At 62.4% G+C, this 20,050-nt stretch carries 16 protein-coding genes; 5 read left to right on the top strand and 11 right to left on the bottom strand.

Annotation, left to right across the window (positions count from 1 at the left end):
- Nucleotides 1-45 precede the first annotated feature (45 nt).
- The gene (locus ACZ0AI_RS10565) at nucleotides 46-1,584 is read left to right on the top strand and encodes an APC family permease (RefSeq protein WP_463565706.1); all 1,539 of its coding nucleotides are present in this window, start codon (nucleotides 46-48) and stop codon (nucleotides 1,582-1,584) included.
- Between the two features lie 161 nt (nucleotides 1,585-1,745).
- Here the strand turns inward: ACZ0AI_RS10565 and leuA are convergent, their stop codons facing one another.
- From leuA to xseA, 5 genes are all read right to left on the bottom strand, one after another.
- Nucleotides 1,746-3,422 carry a 2-isopropylmalate synthase gene (gene leuA, locus ACZ0AI_RS10560; protein ID WP_225834213.1) on the bottom strand — a complete coding sequence of 559 codons (1,677 nt, stop codon included), beginning with the start codon at nucleotides 3,420-3,422 and terminating at the stop codon, nucleotides 1,746-1,748.
- 350 nt (nucleotides 3,423-3,772) lie between these two features.
- A complete protein-coding gene (locus ACZ0AI_RS10555) occupies nucleotides 3,773-5,023 on the bottom strand; it encodes a mechanosensitive ion channel family protein (RefSeq protein ID WP_463565705.1) in 1,251 nt (416 codons plus the stop codon).
- Between the two features lie 240 nt (nucleotides 5,024-5,263).
- A complete protein-coding gene (locus ACZ0AI_RS10550) occupies nucleotides 5,264-5,932 on the bottom strand; it encodes a glutathione S-transferase (RefSeq protein ID WP_463565704.1) in 669 nt (222 codons plus the stop codon).
- A 100-nt stretch (nucleotides 5,933-6,032) separates the two neighbouring features.
- The gene (locus tag ACZ0AI_RS10545) at nucleotides 6,033-6,854 is read right to left on the bottom strand and encodes a peptidoglycan DD-metalloendopeptidase family protein (protein ID WP_463565703.1); all 822 of its coding nucleotides are present in this window, start codon (nucleotides 6,852-6,854) and stop codon (nucleotides 6,033-6,035) included.
- 18 nt (nucleotides 6,855-6,872) lie between these two features.
- Nucleotides 6,873-8,252, bottom strand: a complete 1,380-nt coding sequence (xseA, locus tag ACZ0AI_RS10540; RefSeq protein WP_463565702.1) for an exodeoxyribonuclease VII large subunit — start codon at nucleotides 8,250-8,252, stop codon at nucleotides 6,873-6,875.
- A 182-nt stretch (nucleotides 8,253-8,434) separates the two neighbouring features.
- On the opposite strand from xseA, the gene ACZ0AI_RS10535 reads away from it, so the two are divergent.
- Nucleotides 8,435-9,187 carry a response regulator transcription factor gene (locus ACZ0AI_RS10535; protein ID WP_463565701.1) on the top strand — a complete coding sequence of 251 codons (753 nt, stop codon included), beginning with the start codon at nucleotides 8,435-8,437 and terminating at the stop codon, nucleotides 9,185-9,187.
- 29 nt (nucleotides 9,188-9,216) lie between these two features.
- Nucleotides 9,217-10,542 carry an ATP-binding protein gene (locus tag ACZ0AI_RS10530; protein ID WP_463566092.1) on the top strand — a complete coding sequence of 442 codons (1,326 nt, stop codon included), beginning with the start codon at nucleotides 9,217-9,219 and terminating at the stop codon, nucleotides 10,540-10,542.
- Nucleotides 10,543-10,709: 167 nt separating this feature from the next.
- Here ACZ0AI_RS10530 and ACZ0AI_RS10525 read toward each other — a convergent pair whose 3' ends face one another.
- A complete protein-coding gene (locus ACZ0AI_RS10525; RefSeq protein WP_092364169.1) occupies nucleotides 10,710-11,609 on the bottom strand; it encodes a LysR family transcriptional regulator in 900 nt (299 codons plus the stop codon).
- Nucleotides 11,610-11,864: 255 nt separating this feature from the next.
- On the opposite strand from ACZ0AI_RS10525, the gene ACZ0AI_RS10520 reads away from it, so the two are divergent.
- Nucleotides 11,865-12,821: an SDR family oxidoreductase gene (locus ACZ0AI_RS10520; RefSeq protein WP_463566091.1), complete on the top strand. Its 957-nt coding sequence runs from the start codon at nucleotides 11,865-11,867 to the stop codon at nucleotides 12,819-12,821.
- A gap of 22 nt (nucleotides 12,822-12,843) precedes the next feature.
- The gene (locus ACZ0AI_RS10515; protein ID WP_463565700.1) at nucleotides 12,844-14,181 is read left to right on the top strand and encodes an NTP/NDP exchange transporter; all 1,338 of its coding nucleotides are present in this window, start codon (nucleotides 12,844-12,846) and stop codon (nucleotides 14,179-14,181) included.
- A gap of 312 nt (nucleotides 14,182-14,493) precedes the next feature.
- On the opposite strand, the gene ACZ0AI_RS10510 is transcribed toward ACZ0AI_RS10515, so the two are convergent.
- The 5 genes from ACZ0AI_RS10510 to rimO all read right to left on the bottom strand — a co-directional run bounded on the left by ACZ0AI_RS10510 (nucleotide 14,494) and on the right by rimO (nucleotide 20,019).
- The gene (locus ACZ0AI_RS10510; protein ID WP_463565699.1) at nucleotides 14,494-16,458 is read right to left on the bottom strand and encodes a TonB-dependent receptor domain-containing protein; all 1,965 of its coding nucleotides are present in this window, start codon (nucleotides 16,456-16,458) and stop codon (nucleotides 14,494-14,496) included.
- Between the two features lie 592 nt (nucleotides 16,459-17,050).
- Nucleotides 17,051-17,635 (bottom strand): hypothetical protein, encoded by a 585-nt coding sequence (locus ACZ0AI_RS10505; protein ID WP_463565698.1) that lies wholly within the window; start codon nucleotides 17,633-17,635, stop codon nucleotides 17,051-17,053.
- A 103-nt stretch (nucleotides 17,636-17,738) separates the two neighbouring features.
- Nucleotides 17,739-18,326 (bottom strand): hypothetical protein, encoded by a 588-nt coding sequence (locus tag ACZ0AI_RS10500; RefSeq protein WP_463565697.1) that lies wholly within the window; start codon nucleotides 18,324-18,326, stop codon nucleotides 17,739-17,741.
- A 97-nt stretch (nucleotides 18,327-18,423) separates the two neighbouring features.
- Complete coding sequence (locus ACZ0AI_RS10495; protein ID WP_172140611.1) at nucleotides 18,424-18,585, bottom strand: DUF2986 domain-containing protein; 162 nt, start codon at nucleotides 18,583-18,585, stop codon at nucleotides 18,424-18,426.
- 108 nt (nucleotides 18,586-18,693) lie between these two features.
- Complete coding sequence (rimO, locus tag ACZ0AI_RS10490; protein WP_463565696.1) at nucleotides 18,694-20,019, bottom strand: 30S ribosomal protein S12 methylthiotransferase RimO; 1,326 nt, start codon at nucleotides 20,017-20,019, stop codon at nucleotides 18,694-18,696.
- Nucleotides 20,020-20,050: the final 31 nt, after the last annotated feature.

The raw sequence follows: 20,050 nt of genomic DNA, 5'->3' as shown, positions 1-20,050 counted from the left end.
TTCGAGGCGCTCTGACGAACAATTCCAAAATGCTGGCAGAGGCTTATGAGTGAATCATCGACCGTCCAGGGAACACCTGTAGCCGGAGCTTCCGCCAAGGGGCTGGCGCAGGGCAAGGTCGGGCTGTTGGCCTGCGTGGTGTTGGGCATTTCCACCATCGCGCCGGTCTATACGCTGACCGGCGCCCTTGGCCCGACCGTCCGTGAAGTCGGTGTCTACCTGCCTGCTGTGTTCATCGTCGGCTTCCTGCCGATGCTGCTGGTGGCACTCGGTTATCGGGAGCTCAACGCGGCCGAGCCGGACAGCGGCACCTCGTTCACCTGGTCTGCACGGGCGTTCGGGCCGATGATCGGCTGGATTGGTGGTTGGGGGCTGGTCACTGCCACGACCATCGTGCTCTCCAATCTGGCGGGCATCGCGGTGGACTTCTTCTACCTGTTTCTCGCCCAACTGACCGGGCTGGATTGGCTGGCGGGTCTTACCCAGAACCTGCTGGTGAACATCGTCACCTGCTGCATCTTCATCGCCATGGCGGTGTGGGTGTGCTGCCGCGGTATCGGCATGACCATGGGCGTGCAGTACACGCTGGTTGCCTTGCAACTGGTGGTGCTGATCGGTTTCGCGCTGGCCGCCTTCGCCGCTGCGCCGGACAGCTCGCCGGTGGTCTTCCATCCCGAGTGGTTCAACCCGTTCAACATCGACTCGTTCTCTGCCTTCGCCGCCGGTCTGTCGCTGTCGATCTTCATCTTCTGGGGTTGGGATGTCTGCCTGACGGTCAGCGAAGAATCGGTGGGCAGCGAGAAGGTGCCTGGGCGCGCGGCGACCATCACCGTGCTGCTTATCCTCGCCCTCTACCTGTTCACTGCGGCGGCTACCCTGCAGTTCGCGGGCACCGGCGATACCGGCCTCGGCCTGGGCAATGCGCAGATCCAGGAAAACGTCTTCGCCCACCTGGCTGGCCCGGTGATGGGGCCGTTGGCTATCCTGATGTCCATCGCGGTGCTGGCGAGCACGGCGGCGTCCCTGCAATCCACCTTCATTTCGCCTGCGCGTACGTTGCTGGCGATGGGGTATTACCGGGCGGTGCCGAAGCGTTTCGCCAGCGTGCATCCGCTTTCGCAGACGCCACGTTACGCGACCATCGCTGCAGGCATCGCCACGGCAGTGTTCTACGTGACCATGCGCACCCTGAGCGAAAACGTGCTGGCCGATACCATCACCGCGCTGGGCATGATGATCTGCTTCTACTACGCGCTGACCGCCTTTGCCTGCGTCTGGTATTTCCGCCACAGCCTGTTCGACAGCGTCCGCCACTTTTTCATGCGAGGGCTGTGCCCGTTGGTGGGGGCGGTGATGCTGTCGATCATCTTCTGGCAGACCACTTTCGACAGCATGTCGCCAGACTTCGGTAGTGGCTCCCACATCGCTGGGCTCGGCCTGGTGTTCGTGATCGCCGTGGTGATTCTGCTGCTGGGCCTGGTGCTGATGTTCATCGCCCGCTGGCAGTCCCCGGCATTCTTCCTCGGCAACACCCTGCAGCGGCAGGTGAAGCCCGTGAAAGAGCCTGCTGGTAGCCTGGGTTGAGCGCTAACAGACCGTAGCCTGGTGTTGAGCGAAGCGATACCCAGGAGATTTCCCCGGGTGTCGCTGCGCTCGACCCAGGCTACAGAACCATCGCTACAGCCATCGCTTCAGAAACGACAAAGGGACGCCGAGGCGTCCCTTTGTGCGTTACCGGCTAATCGTCAGGCTGCCTGGGTTTTCCCGTCGGCTTGGCGAATGGCGCGGTTGAGTGCGCTGAACAGGGCGCGGAAGCTTGCGGTGGTGATGTTCTCGTCGATGCCGATGCCGTGCAGCGGGCGTTGGCCGTCGAGGCGGATCTCGATGTAGCAGGCCGCCTTGGCGTTGGCGCCAGCGCCTATAGCGTGCTCGTGGTAATCCATGATCTCCACCGACAGCGGTACGCTCGATACCAGTGCTTCCAGTGCACCCTTGCCAGCACCGCTCCAGCGTTGCACGGCGCCGTCTACCTGCACTTGCACCTCGACGTTGCTGTCGCCGTTCTCTTCCTGCAGGCGGTGACCTTTCAACTCGTAAGGTGCCTTGGCTTGCAGGTATTCACGCTCGAGCAAACCGTGAATCTGCCCGGCAGTCATTTCCAGGCCAAGGCGATCGGTTTCGCCCTGAACCACCTGGCTGAACTCGATCTGCATGCGACGCGGCAGGTTGATGCCGTACTCCTGCTCGAGCAGGAAGGTGATGCCACCCTTGCCGGACTGGCTGTTGACACGAATCACTGCCTCGTAATCGCGGCCGATGTCGGCCGGGTCGATTGGCAGGTAGGGCACTTCCCAGACCTGGCCTTCCTTCTGCTGGGCGAAGCCCTTGCGGATGGCGTCCTGGTGCGAGCCGGAGAAGGCGGTGTGTACCAGGTCACCGACATAGGGGTGACGCGGGTGCACCGGAATCTGGTTGCAGTCTTCGACCACCTTGCGCACGGCGTCGATGTCGGAGAAGTCCAACTGCGGGTCGATGCCTTGGGTGTAGAGGTTCAGCGCCACGGTCACCAGGCACACGTTGCCGGTGCGCTCGCCGTTGCCGAACAGGCAGCCTTCGACACGGTCGGCGCCCGCCATCAGGCCCAGCTCGGTAGCCGCCACGCCGGTGCCACGGTCGTTGTGGGTGTGCAGGCTGATCAGCACGCTGTCGCGCTTGTCGACGTGCCGGCCGAACCACTCGATCTGGTCGGCGTAGTTGTTCGGCGTGGCGTTCTCGATGGTGGCCGGCAGGTTGAGGATCAGCTTGTTCGCCGGGGTCGGCTGGAACACCCCGATCACCGCGTTGCACACCTCGACGGCGAAATCGATTTCGGTGGAGCTGAACACTTCAGGCGAGTACTCGAAGCCCCATGCGGTTTCCGGTGCGGCTTCGGCCAGGCGCTTGATGGTGGTGCCTGCGGAAACGGCAATGGCTTTGACGCCAGCCTTGTCCTGGTTGAAGACGATCTTGCGGAAGCTCGGCGCGCAGGCGTTGTAGTAATGAACGATGGCCTTCTTGGCGCCCTTGAGCGATTCGAAGGTGCGCTCGATAAGGTCGTCGCGAGCCTGGGTCAGTACCTGGATGGTGACGTCATCCGGGATGTGGCCGCCTTCGATCAGTTCGCGCACGAAGTCGAAATCGGTCTGCGAGGCGGACGGAAAGCCCACTTCGATTTCTTTCAGGCCCACGGCGAGCAGGCACTTGAAGAAGCGCATCTTCTTCTCGGCATCCATCGGCTCGATCAGCGACTGATTGCCATCACGCAGGTCAGTGGACAGCCAGATCGGCGCCTGGTCGATGATCTTGTCCGGCCAGGTGCGATCTGGGATGTTGATCGGGGTGAAGGCGCGGTACTTGTTCGATGGGTCTTTGAGCATGCTCATGGAAAATTCCTGAAGACGAAGGCCGGCAACGGCCGAACTGAAAACAAAAAGATGAAGAGGGGATAAGCGGGGAGCGGGTTTGCCGACGTACTTGGGCGCCAACAGACCCTAGCGCAGTCGCTGGGCGACCAGGCATAGATTGGCGTGTTGCCGGAGGAGGATGAGGGTTTGCGAGGTATTCATGTGGCTAACCCTACCCAGTGAGGGGAAAGCTGGCAAGCCTGTCTTGGAAATTGGTGAAAGCCACCAAGACTTGGTCATAGATGATTTTTTATTGCGGTAATTTGGTTATTTCAGCTTTTGCATTGCGGCAGGCAACCTGGCGTGGTGCCACGCCAGGTTTTGCTCCGTCAGCTACCGGCTTGTAGGGTCGGCCGCAGCTCGCGCATGTCGGCGCCGCTCGGGTGCTGGAATACGCGCAGACCGAACTCCGGAAGGATCGCCAGCAGGTGGTCGAAGATATCCGATTGATACCCCTCGTACGGCACCCACGCCACGGTATTGGTGAAGCAGTACAGCTCCAGCGGCAGGCCGTCGCCGGTGGGCTGCAGTTGGCGAACGATCTGCGTCATGTTCTGGTTGATGCCCGGGTGCTGGCGCAAGTAGTGCTCAACATAGGCGCGGAAGGTGCCGAGGTTGGTGACCCGGCGTGTGTTGGCGGGCTCCTGTGCAGCTTCGGCCAGCTCGGTGTTCCAACTCAGCAACTCGCTCTGCTTGCTGCTCAGGTACTGACCGAGTAGCAGGAAGCGCTGTAGGTGGGCGATCTCTTCCGGGCTGAGAAAACGCACGCTGGTCTGATCCAGGAATAGGCTGCGTTTGATGCGACGGCCGCCAGATTCCTGCATGCCCCGATAGTTCTTGAACGGATCGCTTATCAGGCGCTTGGTCGGGATGGTGGTGATGGTCTTGTCCCAGTTCTGCACCTTGACGGTGTGCAGGGCAATGTCGATCACGTCGCCGTCTGCATTGAGCTGCGGCATTTCGATCCAATCGCCGACACGAACGATATCGCTGGAAGAAATCTGCACGCTGGCCACCAGTGAAAGCAGGGTGTCCTGGAAAATCAACATCAGTACCGCGGCCATAGCGCCGAGGCCCGAGAGCAGAATCAGCGGCGAGCGGTCGATCAGCGTCGCGACCATCAGGATTGCGGCAATCGCATAGATGACGATGGTGACCACCTGGATGTAACCCTTGATGGGTTTCAGGTGCGCGCTCGGCCGGCGTTGGTACAGGGTGTTGAACAGGTTCAGCACACCGCCGATGGCCAGGGCGATGGTCAGGATAATGAAGGCGCTGCAGACGTTATCCACCACCGTGACCACGGCAGTAGGCAGGTGCGGGACGACCTTGATGCCGCTGGTGATAATCAGCGCCGGCACGATGTTGGCCAGGCGGCGTACTACATGGGAATCGGCCAGGGCCTTGTCCTGGCCCATGCTGGTGGATCGCAAGCCACGGTAAAGGCCGCGCACCAGAATGCGCTTGACGATCCAGTTGGCCAGCCAGGCGCCTATTACCAGCAGGGCTAGGCTGATCAGCGTGTGCAGTTCGGGGTAGTGTTGCAGCCACTCGAGGGTGGACTGGTAGTGCTCTTTCATCGCGTTTCTCGCTTGTTTCATTGACTGTCCGAGGCGAGGCTCGGATCGCGGCGGGCACGTACCATAGCAAACGCAGGCTGCAAGTGGGCGAGCGTGGGCATTACGCTTGCCTCTCAGGTCTAGGGTTGAGCTCGATTCGCGGCGAGGAACAGGACGCTGGAGCCCGAGTCTTTGCTTGTTGGGCTGCGGGGTGATTAGTCCTGACGGGCCGTGGTACGCAATGTAAGGCTGGCCGGTGCTTTAACTGGCGTAGGCGTATTCCCCACCTCTTTCCAGAGCGCGCTGGTAGGCGGGGCGGGCATGAATACGTTCGAGGAAGGCCTTAAGCCGAGGGCGGCTGGCATCCAGACCGCCTCGCGACGTGGCCGCCTCCAGTGGGAAACTCATCTGAATATCGGCAACGCTGAACTGCTCACCGGCGAACCAGGTGCTCTTGCCCAGTTCGCCTTCCAGATAGTCCAGATGCAGCTGCAGTTGTGGGGTCACAAATGCCTTCTTGACCTTCTGCGCAATGCCGCGGGCGATGGGTTTGACGAAGAAGGGCATCGGGCTGCTTTCCACCTTGTCGAACACCAGCTTGAGCAGCAGCGGCGGCATCGCCGAGCCTTCCGCGTAATGCAGCCAGTAGTTGCAGCGCAGGCGCTCGGGGCTGTCTGCAGGCGGCAGCAGGGCTGGGCCATAGCGGTTAGCCAGGTAGTCGATGATGGCGCCGGACTCGGCCACCGTCAGGTCACCGTCGGTAATCACCGGCGACTTGCCCAGCGGATGCACGGCGCGCAATTCTGGCGGGGCGAGCATGGTCTTCGGGTCGCGCTCGTAACGCTGGATCTGATACTCCACGCCCAGTTCTTCGAGCAGCCAGAGAATGCGCTGCGAGCGCGAGTTGTTCAGGTGATGGACGGTGATCATCATGGCTCCCGGTCGGTGAGGACGCCGATAGCCATCTGCAGCGCTGCATGCAGGCGATCAGCGAGTAGTCGTCACTCTACACGCCAACGCCGGGCGCGGGTTAAGGCTTGAAAGCGCCAATGAAGATCGCTGGGTCGACTCGTGCGTCGTTGAGGCTGACGTTCCAGTGCAGGTGCGGCCCGGTCGCGCGGCCCGTAGCACCGACCTTGCCAAGCACGCCGCCGCGCGGCAGCTCGTCGCCGACCTTCACGCCGATCTCCGACAGGTGACAGAACATGCTGATCAGGCCCTGGCCGTGGTCGACGAAAACGGTCTTGCCGTTGAAGAAATAGTCGCCCACCAGGATTACCTTGCCGGCCGCCGGTGCCTTGATCGGCGTACCGCGATTGGCAGCGAAATCCAGTCCGGAGTGCGGGTTGCGCTCCTCGCCATTGAAGAAGCGGCGCAGCCCGAACGGGCTGGACAGCGGGCCGTTGACCGGCTTGTCGAACATCAGGTTGCTGGGCTGGCGCGGGCTGAACTGCTGGTAGGCGCGGGTCTGTTCGGCCAGCTCCCGCTCGATGCGCGCGAGGTTCTTGGCGTTGGGATTGACCTGCTGCTGGTTCTTGATGGTGATGCGCTGCTCGACGTAGGTCTTGCTGCCTACCTGAAAACTCAGGCGCTGGCCGCCCGATTCGATCTGCTGGGTGCCGGGTTTGACGCTCAGCGGGATGCCGACGATGGCGATCCAGCGCTGCTGATCTTCATGCACCACCAGCACCGGTTTGCCCTGGTAGGTAGCGCTGGGCGCACTGGCCGAGGCGCCGAGGTCGACCACGGCAACGCCACCGGGCACCGGTTTGTTCAACAGGCGGCTGATAAAGCCTTCGGCGTGAGCGGGCAGGGCGAGGCAGAGGGTGAGCAGCAACAGCAGGGAGCGCATGGGGTTTCCTTATCGATGTCAGTCCAGCAGCGAAAGTGTGACCGGTGCAACGTGGTTGTCTTCGACGCGTACATCCAGCTCGCCTTCGCCCAGGCGCGCCTTGAGGCGTTGCCCTGGTTGGGTGGCGGCGGCGCTGCGGATGGCCCGGCCACGGTCGTCGAGCAGGATGCTGTAACCGCGGCCGAGGGTGGCCAGCGGGCTGACCACGTGCAGCGTCTGCATCTGGCTCTGCAGCAGCAGGCGGCGCGCCTTGAGCCCTTCTTTCATGGCCCTTGGCAGACGCTCGGCGAGGCTGTCGAGGCGCTGGCGCAGCAGCTTGAGGTGACGCCCCGGATGCTGCCCGGCCAGGCGCGCCTGCAGCTGCGCGAGCTTGTGGGCGCGCCCATTGACCTGCTGCACATAGGCGCGGCGCAGGCGCATGTCGAGATCGTCGAGGCGCTGGGCCTGCTGGCGCAGTCGCTCGCCGGGGTGGCGCATGCGCCGGGTAAGGCCCTCGAGGCGCATGCGTTCACGGGCCAGGCGGCCATTGATGGCCAGGGTGAGACGGCGTTGCAGTACTGTGACCCGCTGCACCAGGTCATCGCTATGGGGCGCCAGCAGTTCGGCTGCGGCTGACGGTGTAGGGGCGCGTACATCGGCGACGAAATCGCTGATCGACACATCGGTTTCATGGCCGACCGCACTGACGATGGGCGTGACGCAGGCATCCACGGCGCGCGCCACGGCCTCTTCGTTGAAGCACCAGAGATCCTCCAGCGAGCCACCGCCACGAGCGAGGATCAGTGCATCGAAGCCCTGGGCATCCGCCAGCTTCAAGGCGCGGACGATCTGCGCGGTGGCCTCGCGGCCCTGTACGGCGGTAGGGATCAGGCTCAGTTCGACCTGCGGCGCACGGCGGCGAAACACGCTGATGATGTCGCGTATCACCGCGCCGGTGGGCGAGCTGATGATGCCGATGCGCCGGGGGTGAGCGGGCAGGGGGCTCTTGCGTTCGGCGGCGAACAGGCCTTCGGCGCCAAGCTTCTCCTTCAGGGCCTCGAAGGCCAGGCGCAGGGCGCCGTCACCGGCCGGCTCCACGGAGTCGAGAATCAACTGATAGTCGCCACGACCCTCGAACAGCGAAACCTTGCCGCGCACCTTGACCGCCAGGCCGTCACGCAGTGCCTGGCGTACCCGCGCAGCGTTCTGTCGGAACAGCGCACAGCGCACCTGGGCCTGACTGTCCTTGAGGGTGAAGTAAATATGCCCGGAGGCCGGCCGCGCCAGGTTGGAAATCTCGCCTTCTACCCAGATGCCGCCGAAGACATCTTCGAGCAGCAGGCGTGCGCGGTTGTTGAGCTGGCTGACGCTGAGCACCTCGCGGTCGAGGTTCAGGCGTTGGAACGGGTCTTTGATCATGGCGGGCATCATAAGCCGAGGCGCGTGTGGCCGAAACCGTGCGTCATCAAATGAAGCAGATACGCCGCCTGCGACGCGACGCCGCTGCAGTTGCAGCGGGCTCTGGCGTATCATCGGCATGCAAATGATAATCCTCTGCATAGACATCCTTGTCGCCCAGGCTGCGACTGCCTCGAGCCAGCATGAATCCGACTTCTCCATTCTCTGCACCGCGCGTCCTGGTGGTCGACGACCATCGCAAGATTCGTGAGCCGCTGGCCGTTTATCTGCGCAAGCACGCTTTCGACGTGCGTACCGCGGAAAGCGCCGAGGGCATGTGGCAGTTGCTCGATGCTCAGCAGTTCGACGTGGTGGTGTTGGATGTGATGCTGCCGGACGGTGATGGCTTCGAACTGTGCAGCCGCTTGCACCGGCGCAACGGCGTGCCGGTGATTCTGCTGACCGCTCGCGATACCACCAGCGACCGCATCCGTGGGCTGGATCTGGGCGCCGATGATTACCTGACCAAGCCCTTCGAACCACGGGAGCTGGTGGCACGCATCAACAGCGTGCTGCGCCGGCGCGGCGCGGTCAGCGCCGAGCCTGCGCCGGTCGAGTCGGCGCCGCAGCCATTGGTGCGCCATTACCAGTTCGCCGGCCTGGCGTTCGCCAGCGGCAGTGGCAGCCTGAGTGACAGCAACGGGCAGGCGACCCGTCTGAGCACGGCGGAAGGGCGCTTGCTGCAGGTCTTTCTCGACCACCCGAATCAGGTGCTCGATCGCGCCCGGCTGATCGACCTGACGGCTCGCCCGGACAGCGATGTGTTCGATCGCACCATCGACCGCCAGGTCAGCCGCCTGCGTCGCAAGCTGACCGACAGCGCCGGCTGTGACGATCTGCTGCGCACCGTGTGGGGCGGCGGTTACATGCTGGTCGCGGAGGTGACGCGCTCATGAGGTTGCTGGCGCGCCTGTGGCCGCAGCGGCTGGTTCATCAGTTGGCGGTGTTGCTGATCGTCGCGTTGCTGGCATCCCATGCTATTGCCGTCCTGCTGCTGCAGCGCACCGGCGCGCTGGTGCATCCGCTGTCCCGTGCCCAGGTACTAGAGCGTCTGGGTACCGCTTACCACGCGGCCGTGGAATTGAATCACGGCGATGGCGAGCGCCTGTTGATATCGATGGGCGGCGTCGAGGCGCGTTTCTGGATCGCCGCCGAGGCGGATGTTCCGGGCTTCGAGATGCACCCGGAAGAGTTACGCCTGACCGCCGAGTTGGCCAATGAGCTGCAGGCTCCTGCAGACCTGATCCACATGCAGCTCGAACGCATCGGCGGCGGGCCCGCTCGCGAAGATGTGCTGAGCCCCGCCGGCTGGGAGCCGTTGCGCCTGCGCAGCAGTATCAGGCTGCCGTCGGGGCTGTACCTCAATGCGTTGCAGCATCCATCCGGCGCCTATGAATGGAGCCGCCTGCTGGCGTACGCCTTGCCGGTGAGCATCGTGCCGATTCTGTTGATCCTGCTGTTCTTCATGGCCCGAGTGGTGCGCCCGTTCAGGACGCTGGCCGCCGCCACCGAGCGCATCAGCCGGGGCGAGCGCATCGCACCGTTGTCGCTGTTCGGCCCGCGCGAGGCGCAGGAACTGAGCCAGGCCTTCAACCTGATGCAGGAGCGCCTGGCTCGGCACGTGGAAGGGCGTACTCGGATGCTCGCCGCGCTCAGCCATGACCTCAACACGCCTTTGACCGAGCTGCGCCTGCAGCTCGAGTTGCTCGATGACGGCCCTTTGCGCGAGGACTTGCTCGACAGCCTCGACGAGCTACGCGCGATGGTTGCCGAGACGCTGGACTTCATCCGCGACGATGCCGTGCAGGAACCGACGGCGCGCCTGTCCTTGACCGGGTTGCTCGATGACTTGGGGCGGCGTTATCGCACCCTGGGGCAGCCGGTCAGTTGGCAGGCTGGGCCCGAGGTTTTCTGTCGTTGCCGACCGCTGGCGCTCAAGCGCGCGCTCACCAACCTGATCGACAACGCCCTGCAACACGGCGGCGATGCGATGATCAGCCTGGAACGTATCGAAACGGGCGAGATAGGCCTGGAGATCCTCGACCACGGGCCGGGCATCGATCCTGCGCGACTGGAACAGGTGTTCGAGCCGTTCGTGCAGCTCAATGCCGAGAAAAGCGCGAGGGGGTTGGGTCTCGGTCTGGCCATCGCCCGCGCGTGCGTGCAGGCCCACGGTGGCGAACTGACCCTGGAAAACCGCCCGCCCGCTGGCCTTTGCGCGGTGTTGCGTTTACCCGTGGAGGGGCGTTGAATTGCGCCGCCAGGCTGCGCTCCGATCGTTCCTCACGCTCCGCGTGGGAATGCCTCCGCAGGACGCTCTGCGTCCAATCCGGGTGCAGTGGCGGGCGCGGAGCGCCCAGGGCCGAATTCCCACGCGGAGCGTGGGAACGATCAAACATCTCGCTGACACTGATGCGCTCAGCCTTGGTTTTCGGCCTTGAGGAAGTCCACGAATGCTCTGAGCGGCGAGGGCACGTGGCGGCGGTCGTTGTAATACAGGTAGGGACCATCGAATGCCTGCCACCAGTCTTCCAGTACCGGCAATAGCGTTCCCTGCTCGAACAGTGGCCCGAGGTATTCCTCGAAGGTGTACATGATGCCCACGCCACCGATAGCGGCGCCCACTTCAAGATCCTGGGACGATGAGAGCAGCGGCCCTTGCGGCGGAACACGCACGACGGCACCGTCTTTTTCGAACTCCCACACGCCCAGCTTGCCGCTTTCGAAGCGATGACCGATCAAGCGGTGGTTGAGCAGGTCTCTGGGGTGCAGCGGTGTGCCGTATTTTTGCAGATAAGCAGGCGATGCGGCTGCCACGAAGCGCTGCCGGCGAGGCCCGATGGGCACCGCGATCATGTCCTTGGCGACACGTTCCTCATAGCGCACCCCCGCGTCGTAGCCGGCAGCGATGACGTCGATGAAGGTGTTGTCCATCGTCACTTCCACGCTCACACCGGGATAGCGTTCAAGAAAGGTGGGGATCAGCCGCGGCAGCACGAAGCGGGCAATCGGCACCGGGACGTTGAGGCGTAGCGTACCGACCGGGTGTAGCGCATCGTCATCGAGGTCGCTGAAGGCTGCGCCGATTTCGTCGAGGGCAGGGCGCAGCCGCTCCAGCAGCCGAGCACCCACATCCGTCGGAACTACGCTGCGCGTAGTGCGGTTGAGCAAGCGCACGCCCAGGTCGCTTTCCAGTCGGCGGACGCAATCGCTGATCGATGACGCCGACATACCACGCTTTTGCGCCGCTACCCGAAAGCCGCCGGCTTCCACGACCGCTGCAAACAGTGCGACATCCGTGAGGTTGGGCTGGCGCATGGCTGTGCTGCTCCGCAGAGAAAATTGGATTGTACGAGTGGTCGTACATAGCGTCCATTTTTATACGGCTTATCGCAGGTAATTCCAGGGTGAACAATGCCTCACGTCGACGCATCGCTTCGCAGCGGCTCGTCAGATCATTACCTACGTGAGGATCGAACAATGACAAACATAACCCTGCAGATGAACCCATTGAGCGCCGTCAGCGCCGCGTGGCGCAAAGGCCTGGCAACCGTTGGCCTCGCCCTCAGTTGCATGCTGGAAGCTGGTGTCTCCAACGCCCAGAGTCAACCAAAACCGGATTGGAGCCTGGCTGACATGCCCTCGCAGAGCGGGCGTATCTTCCTCGTTACCGGCGGTACCAGCGGCATGGGCTATGAAGATGCCAAGGCCCTTGCAGCGGCTGGCGCCGAGGTGGTGATTGCTGCACGCAACCCAGAGCGCGGAAAAGAAGCCATTACCCGCATCAAACAGGAAGTTCGGGGTGCCCAAGTGCAGTTCGAGGCGGTCGATCTGGCTGATCTGGCATCGGTCAAAGCGCTGGGCGAACGCCTCAATGCGACCTTGCCGCGCCTCGATGGCCTGATCAATAACGCCGCTGTGATGGCGCCCCCAGAGCGAGCCACTTCAGCAGATGGCTTCGAGCTGCAACTGGCCACCAACTATCTGGGACATTTTGCCCTGACTGGCCATGTGCTGCCGCTGCTGCGTAAGAGCAACTCCCCTCGTGTCGTCACGCTATCCAGCATTGCGGTCGGGCGCGGCAGCATCAACTTCGCGGATCTGCAATCCGAGCAGGCCTACAACCCTTACGCATCCTATGCCCAGTCCAAACTGGCCGTTCTGATGTGGGCCTTCGAGCTGCAACGCCGCAGCGAGGCGCAAGGTTGGGGCATCCAGAGCATCGCCGCGCACCCAGGTGTTGCCGTGACCGAGCTGATCAAGCGCGGGCCTGGTCTGGATAGCGACTTTGGGCGCGAATGGGCCAAGGATCGCGAGCGCTATCACTCCGCTGCCCAAGGCGCATTGCCGACCCTGTATGCAGCCACTGCGCCGGACGCGCGGGGCGGTGCTTACTACGGACCGATCGGTGAGGAGGAGAAGCGTGGGCCGCTGGGGCTGGCTACCGTGCCAGTTGCGGCGAAGGACGCCGAAGCAGCGGCTCGCCTGTGGCAGGTTGCCGAACAACTGACCGGCGTCAGCTACCGCTGAACCAACGCCAGGAGCGCCGATCATGTTTTCAGCAAATCTGGTGCGGCGCTTCGGCGTCGCCATCAACGCCGAACGCCACGAACTGAGTCCCGCACTTGCGGGGTTCGCCCTGTTTTTCTGCCTGTTCTCCGGCTATTTCATGCTGCGGCCCATTCGCGAGTCGATGGGCATCATGGCCGGTATCGAGAACCTGCAATGGCTGTTCACCGCCACCTTCGTGGTCATGCTGGTGGCGGTGCCGTCGTTCGCCTGGCTCAGCTCCCGGGTGCCGCGTATCCACTTCGTCGACTGGGTCTACGGGTTCTTCTGCCTGAACCTGCTGGCCTTTGCCGGGCTGTTTCAGCTCAGTGATGAGAACGTCTGGCTGGCACGGGTGTTCTACGTGTGGATCTCGGTCTACAACCTGTTCGTGGTCTCGGTAGCCTGGAGCTTGATGGCTGATGTGTTCGACGGGCGTCAGGCCAAACGACTGTTTGCGTTCATCGCGGCTGGCGCCAGTGTCGGCGGCCTGGTAGGGCCGGCCATGAGTGCGCTGCTGGTCGGCGTTATCGGCGAGTCCGGGTTGATGCTACTGGCGGCCATGCTGCTAGGCGCCGCCCTGGCGCTCAAGGCACCGCTGATGCGCTGGCGGGAGGTCGGCGGCGCTGGCAGGCCGGGCGCTGCACCTACGGAGAGCACTCGCAAGCCGGTGACGGGCAATCCATTCAGCGGCCTGACTCGTGTTCTGCAATCGCCTTACCTGTTGGCGATCGCCGGCTTCGTGGTGCTGCTCGCGACCGTGACGACCTTTCTGTACTTCGAGCAGGCGCGCCTGGTGGCTGAGCGCTTTCCTGATCGCGAGTCGCAGATCCGGGTATTCGGCATCATCGATGTGATCGTACAGGCCGGTGCCTTGCTGTCGCAGTTGTTCATTACCGGGCGCATCGCTCAGAAACTGGGCGTACGCATGCTGCTGGCAATCGTGCCGATATTGGTCTGCGTGGGCTTTATCGGACTTGCCCTGGCGCCGACGTTCGCCATGCTGGCGGGGCTGATGATCGTCAGACGCATCGGCGAGTACGCCTTCGTCAGGCCAGGTCGGGAAATGCTCTTCGCGCCGCTGGATGCCGAGAGCAAATACAAGGCGAAGGGTTTTATCGACACCGTCGTCTATCGGGCTGGCGATGCGATCAGTGGCTGGTTGAAGAGTGGCCTGGACATGCTCAGCCAGGGTGCGGTGCTGGTGGCAATCGTGGGTGCGCTCTGCGCATTGGTCTGGGGAGCACTCGGCTGGTACCTGGGCAGGCAGGCCGACGAGATGAGCAAACGCGCCACGCCGGAGGCGAAAGAGGGCACGAAGGTGCTGCTGGCCAGTCACTAATGATCGTTCCTCACGCTCTGCGTGGGAATGACTTTGCAGGACGCTCTGCGTCCTACTCCGGTGCGGAAGCGGGCGCGGAGCGCCCGGGGTTGCGTTCCCACGCGGAGCGTGGGAACGATCAAATAGCCAGCCACCATCGGCGTTGAATGGCTTTGGTGGGCTAAAGCCCCACCCTACGGTTCACGCCTCTGGGGAGTAGGGTGGGCTTTAGCCCACCACATCGATCGTTCCTCACGCTCCGCGTGGGAATGCCTTTGCAGGACGCTCCGCGTCCGACTCAGGTGCAGTAGCGGGTGCGGAGCGCTCAGGGCATCAGAAGTCCAGCGACGCACCCAACCAATAGGTGCGGCCATAATTGACCGTGCCGTCGTCCTCATCGTTAAGGCGTTTATTACCCAGGTTGTAGATGGCCGAGTTGAGCGTCAGGTTCTGCGTCAGCTTGTACGAGCCGCCGATGTCGGCAGTGGTGTAGGCGCGGGACGATTGGCCGGTCAGCGTGGCGCCATATTCCTCGCCGCTGTAGTTGGTCGCAGCCCAGGCCAGGGTTCGGTCATTGATGTCCCAGTCGGCACGCAGGCTCGCCTTGCGCTTGGGTGTCAGCGACAGTGGCCGGCCCTTGTCGACGCCGCTCTTCTGCTCGGAATCCAGATAGGTGAAGTTACCTTTGATCGCCACGTTGGCCAGTGCCTGCCAGCTGCCGCTCAACTCCAGACCGCGGATCACCGCTTTGTCCACGTTGACTCGCTCCATCACCGTCAGGCCCTGCCACTGTTCGGCGGTGGTGACGGTGGACAGCTTGTCCTTGAAGTCGTTGTAGAACAGCGTGGCACCGGCCGACAGGTCGTCACGGTTCGACCACATCGCGCTCAGCTCGTAGTTGGTGCTGCTCTCGGGCTTGAGGTTGGAGTTACCGAACTGCACGAAGCGGTTGCGGCGCACCACGGCGTAGTCATCGATCACCGCGCGCAGTTCGGGCGCCTTGAAGCCGCGGGCTACGCCGCCTTTCAGCGTCCACTCGTTATTCAGGTGCCAGACGCCATAGACGCGCGGATTGACGTGGCTACCGTACTGCTCGTGATGATCCAGGCGCACGCCAGTGGTGAGGGCGAAATCGTCGGTGATCGACCACTCGTCTTCGGCGAAAAGGGCCTTCTGCACAACCGAGTATTCCTCGTTCTCACGCTCGCGGGAGGTGCCGCGGTTGGCCTGGTTCCAGTCGGTCAGCGTGGCTTCGTTCCACTGCACGCCGGTGGTGGTGATGTGGTAGTCGGTTGGAATCACCAGTTTGCCGTCCAGCACGCGGTTGCGGATCTCCGGCTTGCGCCCGAACACGTCAGCCTGCGCCGGTGTCGCCTTGCCCTCGCGGCTGGTGGTTTCTTCGGCGAAAGACAGCGTCGAATCCGCCCAGCCCCAGCGGCCGTCGTGGGTCAGCGACCAGTGATCACGGTTGTTCTTCTGTTCGCGGGTCGACCAGTTGGCGCTGAGACCATCGCCATTCTTCAGGCGCGAGGCGCCCGCTTCGAGCAGGAAGTCATGATTCTCGGTCGGCGTAAGGGCCAGGCGAGCGGTCAGGCTCTTGTTGTCGGACTTGGCGAAGCCTTCGTTGGCTTCGGCGTCATCATCGGCCTGGCGGTCGAGGTAGCTGCCCCACACCTGCAGGCCGAGCACCTCGTTGATCAGTGGGCCATTGAGGTAGAACTGGGTGTTGCGGGCATTGCCCTGATCGCTATTCGGGCGCGCCGAGTAGTCATAGGAAATGTTGCCACCCCACTCGGGCGATACCTTGCGGGTGATGATGTTGATCACCCCACCGATGGCATCCGAACCGTACAGCGACGACATCGGCCCGCGCACTACTTCGATACGCTCAATGGCCGCAGTCGGCGGCACGAAGCTCTGCTCATAACCACGGTTGCCATTGACCCGCGAATCGCGCCCGCTCTGGCGTTTGCCGTCGACCAGAATCAGCGTGTAGTCGCCAGGCATGCCGCGGATCTGGATATCGGTCTCGTTGGCACCGCCGTTGACGACGACGCCTTCCACGTCACGCACCGCATCACCGAGGTTCTGCACCGAGCGCTTGCGCAGATCATCACCGCTGATCACGGTGACCGAGGCCGGGGCGTCTTCCAGATTCTGGGCAAAACCGGAGGCGGTCACCACCATGTCGTCCAGCTCGACGGTGTCGGCATAGGCGAAGGTGCTGCCAGTGGCCAGGCAGAAAGTCGCCAGGCGAATCAGGGTGCCAATACGGCGGCGAGGGAAGGGCGCGTGCATGGAATATTCCTTACGAATCGTTTGCAGGCGCGAATCGTATGCATCCATGGGCGTAAAGGTTGGACAAAGTGAGACAGCGTGGTCGCATGGCCCGGGAACTCGAGGCGATTACTGGAGGATCGCCGCCAGCAGCTAAATCTGCCGGAACAGTGCTGGGCCGCTATGTGAAGGCTAGATATACCAATGCCACGCTCGACAATGCCCACGATCATCCATGCATGCTTCCATGACCGCGATTGACGAGAAGCCCAAAAGGATCGATGTCGACACGACGCATGCGATTGTCAGCCAACCGCTGCCCTTGTCGGCGCGAAAGGCCTTGATGGAAGCGATCAGTCCCATGGCCAGCAGAGCAAGCGCTATGTGGGACATAAGTAACTTTAGAATCAACTCGCCAAAGCCCCTTGGCCCATCACCGCGGATTATCAGCGCCTCTCTGACGAATAGAGAGAGCAGAGCCGAGTTGAATAGGTTGTAGGCCAGGCATGCCACCAACGCTCTTGGGTTTTTCCGGCGGCCATTAAAGGGGCTGCTTGTCGGTGTGCCGGTATGTCCGCACGGCGTTGGCTCGGGACGCTTTAGCATGGCGCTACTATTTCACCCGAATGCCTTCGCCGCAGCGGGCGGTAAAAAGCTCCAGACGATCACGGCGCTCCGTGTCATCGCTGTGATCCTGATTCGACAGTCTGTTGGCGTGCCTTATAGCTGCGTTGAACGAAGCCTCCTCGCTGGCCGAGGCAGATTCAAAGGCGCCCCGAACCCTGTGGTATTCGTCGAACTGCGCGTCCCAGCTTCTGAACACCAGGTTGTATTGATGATCCTCGTCGTCTTCATCGTATTGGGCAGTATCGATTTCCAGGGCGACACGGCCTCCGAAGTTAGGGACGGGCGAGCGCAACGCTACCCAAGCCATGCTGGTATCGGGCGAAAACCTCACCACGACAAGACCCGGTTGCCATTCGACGCACCAGTAGATGGCTCCTGCACTGAGTAGGTAACTGTAACGAGCACCGGTTTGCAGTATCGCTGCCGGCCCGTCGAGATACTCCTCATCGCTCAGCGGTTGCAGATGAGGGATCACGCAGCGGGTGAGGTAGCCAGCGTCTTCTGGCGCGACCGGGCCGGTGTAGAGACCGTCGGGGCATGATTGTTCACTGACGGGTACGATGTACTTCATAGGCGGCATTGAATCTTGAAAGATTGGTTCAGTAAGGAGCGCGGTGGACACGCTTCGCGTTGGCTACGCGCCCCGATCCACTCTACATGGCGGGGCTACTTAGTCACTGCACGGGCACGGTGTACCACTGCCTGGCTCTGAGAGTTATCGTTCGTTCCGGGATTTCGACGTCCGTATCGCCGATGGTCACGTTGCCCAAGTGCAAGATCCAGCGCGATCCTGCCTCGGGTGGTGCGGTGTTGAAGCGCAAATCAACGCCGCCGTACATTCCGCCGCTATCGTTGGGATTGACTGCCGGTTCGCGTACGTCGATATCCGGAATTTTCCCTGCCCATGGAAGCCCAGGTGTTATGTTTTCCGCGTCCGGGCTGGTTATGTAAAGCGTTGGCGTGATGCGTTCGCCGTTTTCCTTTTTTATATAGGCGTCTTTGGCTGAGTAACTCATAGAGGCCGAGCCTCTTTTGAAGTCATTCACATACAGATAGATCCAGGTGCTGGACGTGTCTACATAATGAATTTTCGTGGCGAGCTCGAAGGGCTGCGGCGTGCCCCCGGTGCTGATTGTAAATCTGTGAACACTTGGCCATGCGGCCTCGCCCTCGAACCAGGGTTGGGGCGGTGTTGAACCGATGCAGGCACTGAGCAAAAAACAAAGCGCATAAACAGTGCTGATCTTCCATGGCTTGCACATGACTACCTCTGCGGCCGACGTTTGGTTGAGGGGCTTTAGCCCGCGCCAGGAAGCTGTATGGCGTATTAGCCACAGGCGCCATTCAGCCTGTGAGTGCTCAGCTCTCAGGCAAAACGGCTGGCGCCTCGGCCGCCTCATTGGCCTGTTTCAGCCTGTCGGCCTTGCAGATGTACTTGGGCTTGTTCTTAGGCGCCAGTTTGGCATTGGCCTTTTTGGCGTGGGCCTCTAACAGCTGCTTGATCTTCTTGCGGCGGTTCATGGTCTACCTGCTTTGAGGCCAGAGGGCCTGATACAAAAACGCCCATTGAACCAGGCTGACGCTGTGCGTCATTCCCGACCCGATGGGCGTTTGTCGTGAGGGTAGGGGTTAAACCCGCTCAGCCCACATATCGTATTCATCGGCGTCGACGATACGCACGCGCACCTTGTCGCCCGGCTGGAAGTCGGTGCCTTCGATGAACACGCTGCCGTCGATTTCCGGGGCATCGGCGCAGGAGCGGGCTACGGCGCCCTGGTCGTCGACTTCGTCGATCAGCACGTCCATTTCACGGCCGATCTTCATCTGCAGGCGTGCGGTGCTGATGGCCTGTTGGTGGGCCATGAAGCGATCCCAGCGATCCTGTTTGACGTCATCCGGGACGATATCCACATCCAGATCGTTGGCCGGCGCGCCTTCCACCGGCGAGTACTGGAAGCAGCCGACGCGGTCGAGCTGGGCTTCGGTCAGCCAGTCGAGCAGGTACTGGAAGTCTTCTTCGGTTTCGCCGGGGAAGCCGACGATGAAGGTCGAGCGGATGGTCAGGTCCGGGCACTGCTCGCGCCACGACTTGATGCGCGCCAGGGTGCGGTCTTCGAAGGCCGGGCGCTTCATCAGTTTGAGTACGCGCGGGCTGGCGTGCTGGAAGGGGATGTCCAGGTACGGCAGGATCTTGCCAGCAGCCATCAGCGGGATGATGTCGTCGACGTTGGGGTACGGGTACACGTAATGCAGACGCACCCAAACGCCCATGCTGGAGAGCGCTTCGCAGAGCTCTTTCATGCGCGTTTTGACCGGCTGGCCGTTCCAGAAGTCGGTCTTGTACTTGAGGTCGACGCCGTAGGCGCTGGTGTCCTGGCTGATCACCAGCAACTCCTTGACGCCGGCCTTGACCAGGCGCTCGGCCTCGCCCAGCACGTCGCCCACTGGGCGGCTGACCAGCTTGCCGCGCATCGACGGGATGATGCAGAAGCTGCAGCTGTGGTTGCAGCCTTCGGAAATCTTCAGGTAGGCGTAATGGCGCGGGGTGAGTTTGACGCCCTGCGGTGGAATCAGGTCGATCAGTGGATTGTGATCCTGGCGTGGCGGCACCACGTCATGCACCGCGTTGACCACCTGCTCGTATTGCTGCGGGCCGGTGACCGACAGCACGCTGGGGTGCACCTTACGGATCGCGCCTTCTTCGACGCCCATGCAGCCGGTGACGATGACCTTGCCATTCTCCTTGATCGCTTCACCGATCACTTCCAGCGACTCGGCCTTGGCACTGTCGATGAAGCCGCAGGTATTGACCACCACTACGTCGGCGTCCTGGTAGGTCGGCACGACTTCATAACCTTCCATGCGCAGCTGGGTGAGAATGCGCTCGGAATCGACGAGTGCTTTCGGGCAGCCAAGGGAGACGAACCCAACTTTCGGGGTGGCGGTGGTGGTCATGCGGGCGAACCTCAGGCTGAGATGATGCGGG

The organism is Pseudomonas sp. AC355, assembly GCF_979258205.1.
Note: the sequence above shows the minus strand (reverse complement) of the source record. Positions and strands in the feature narration are given on the sequence as shown.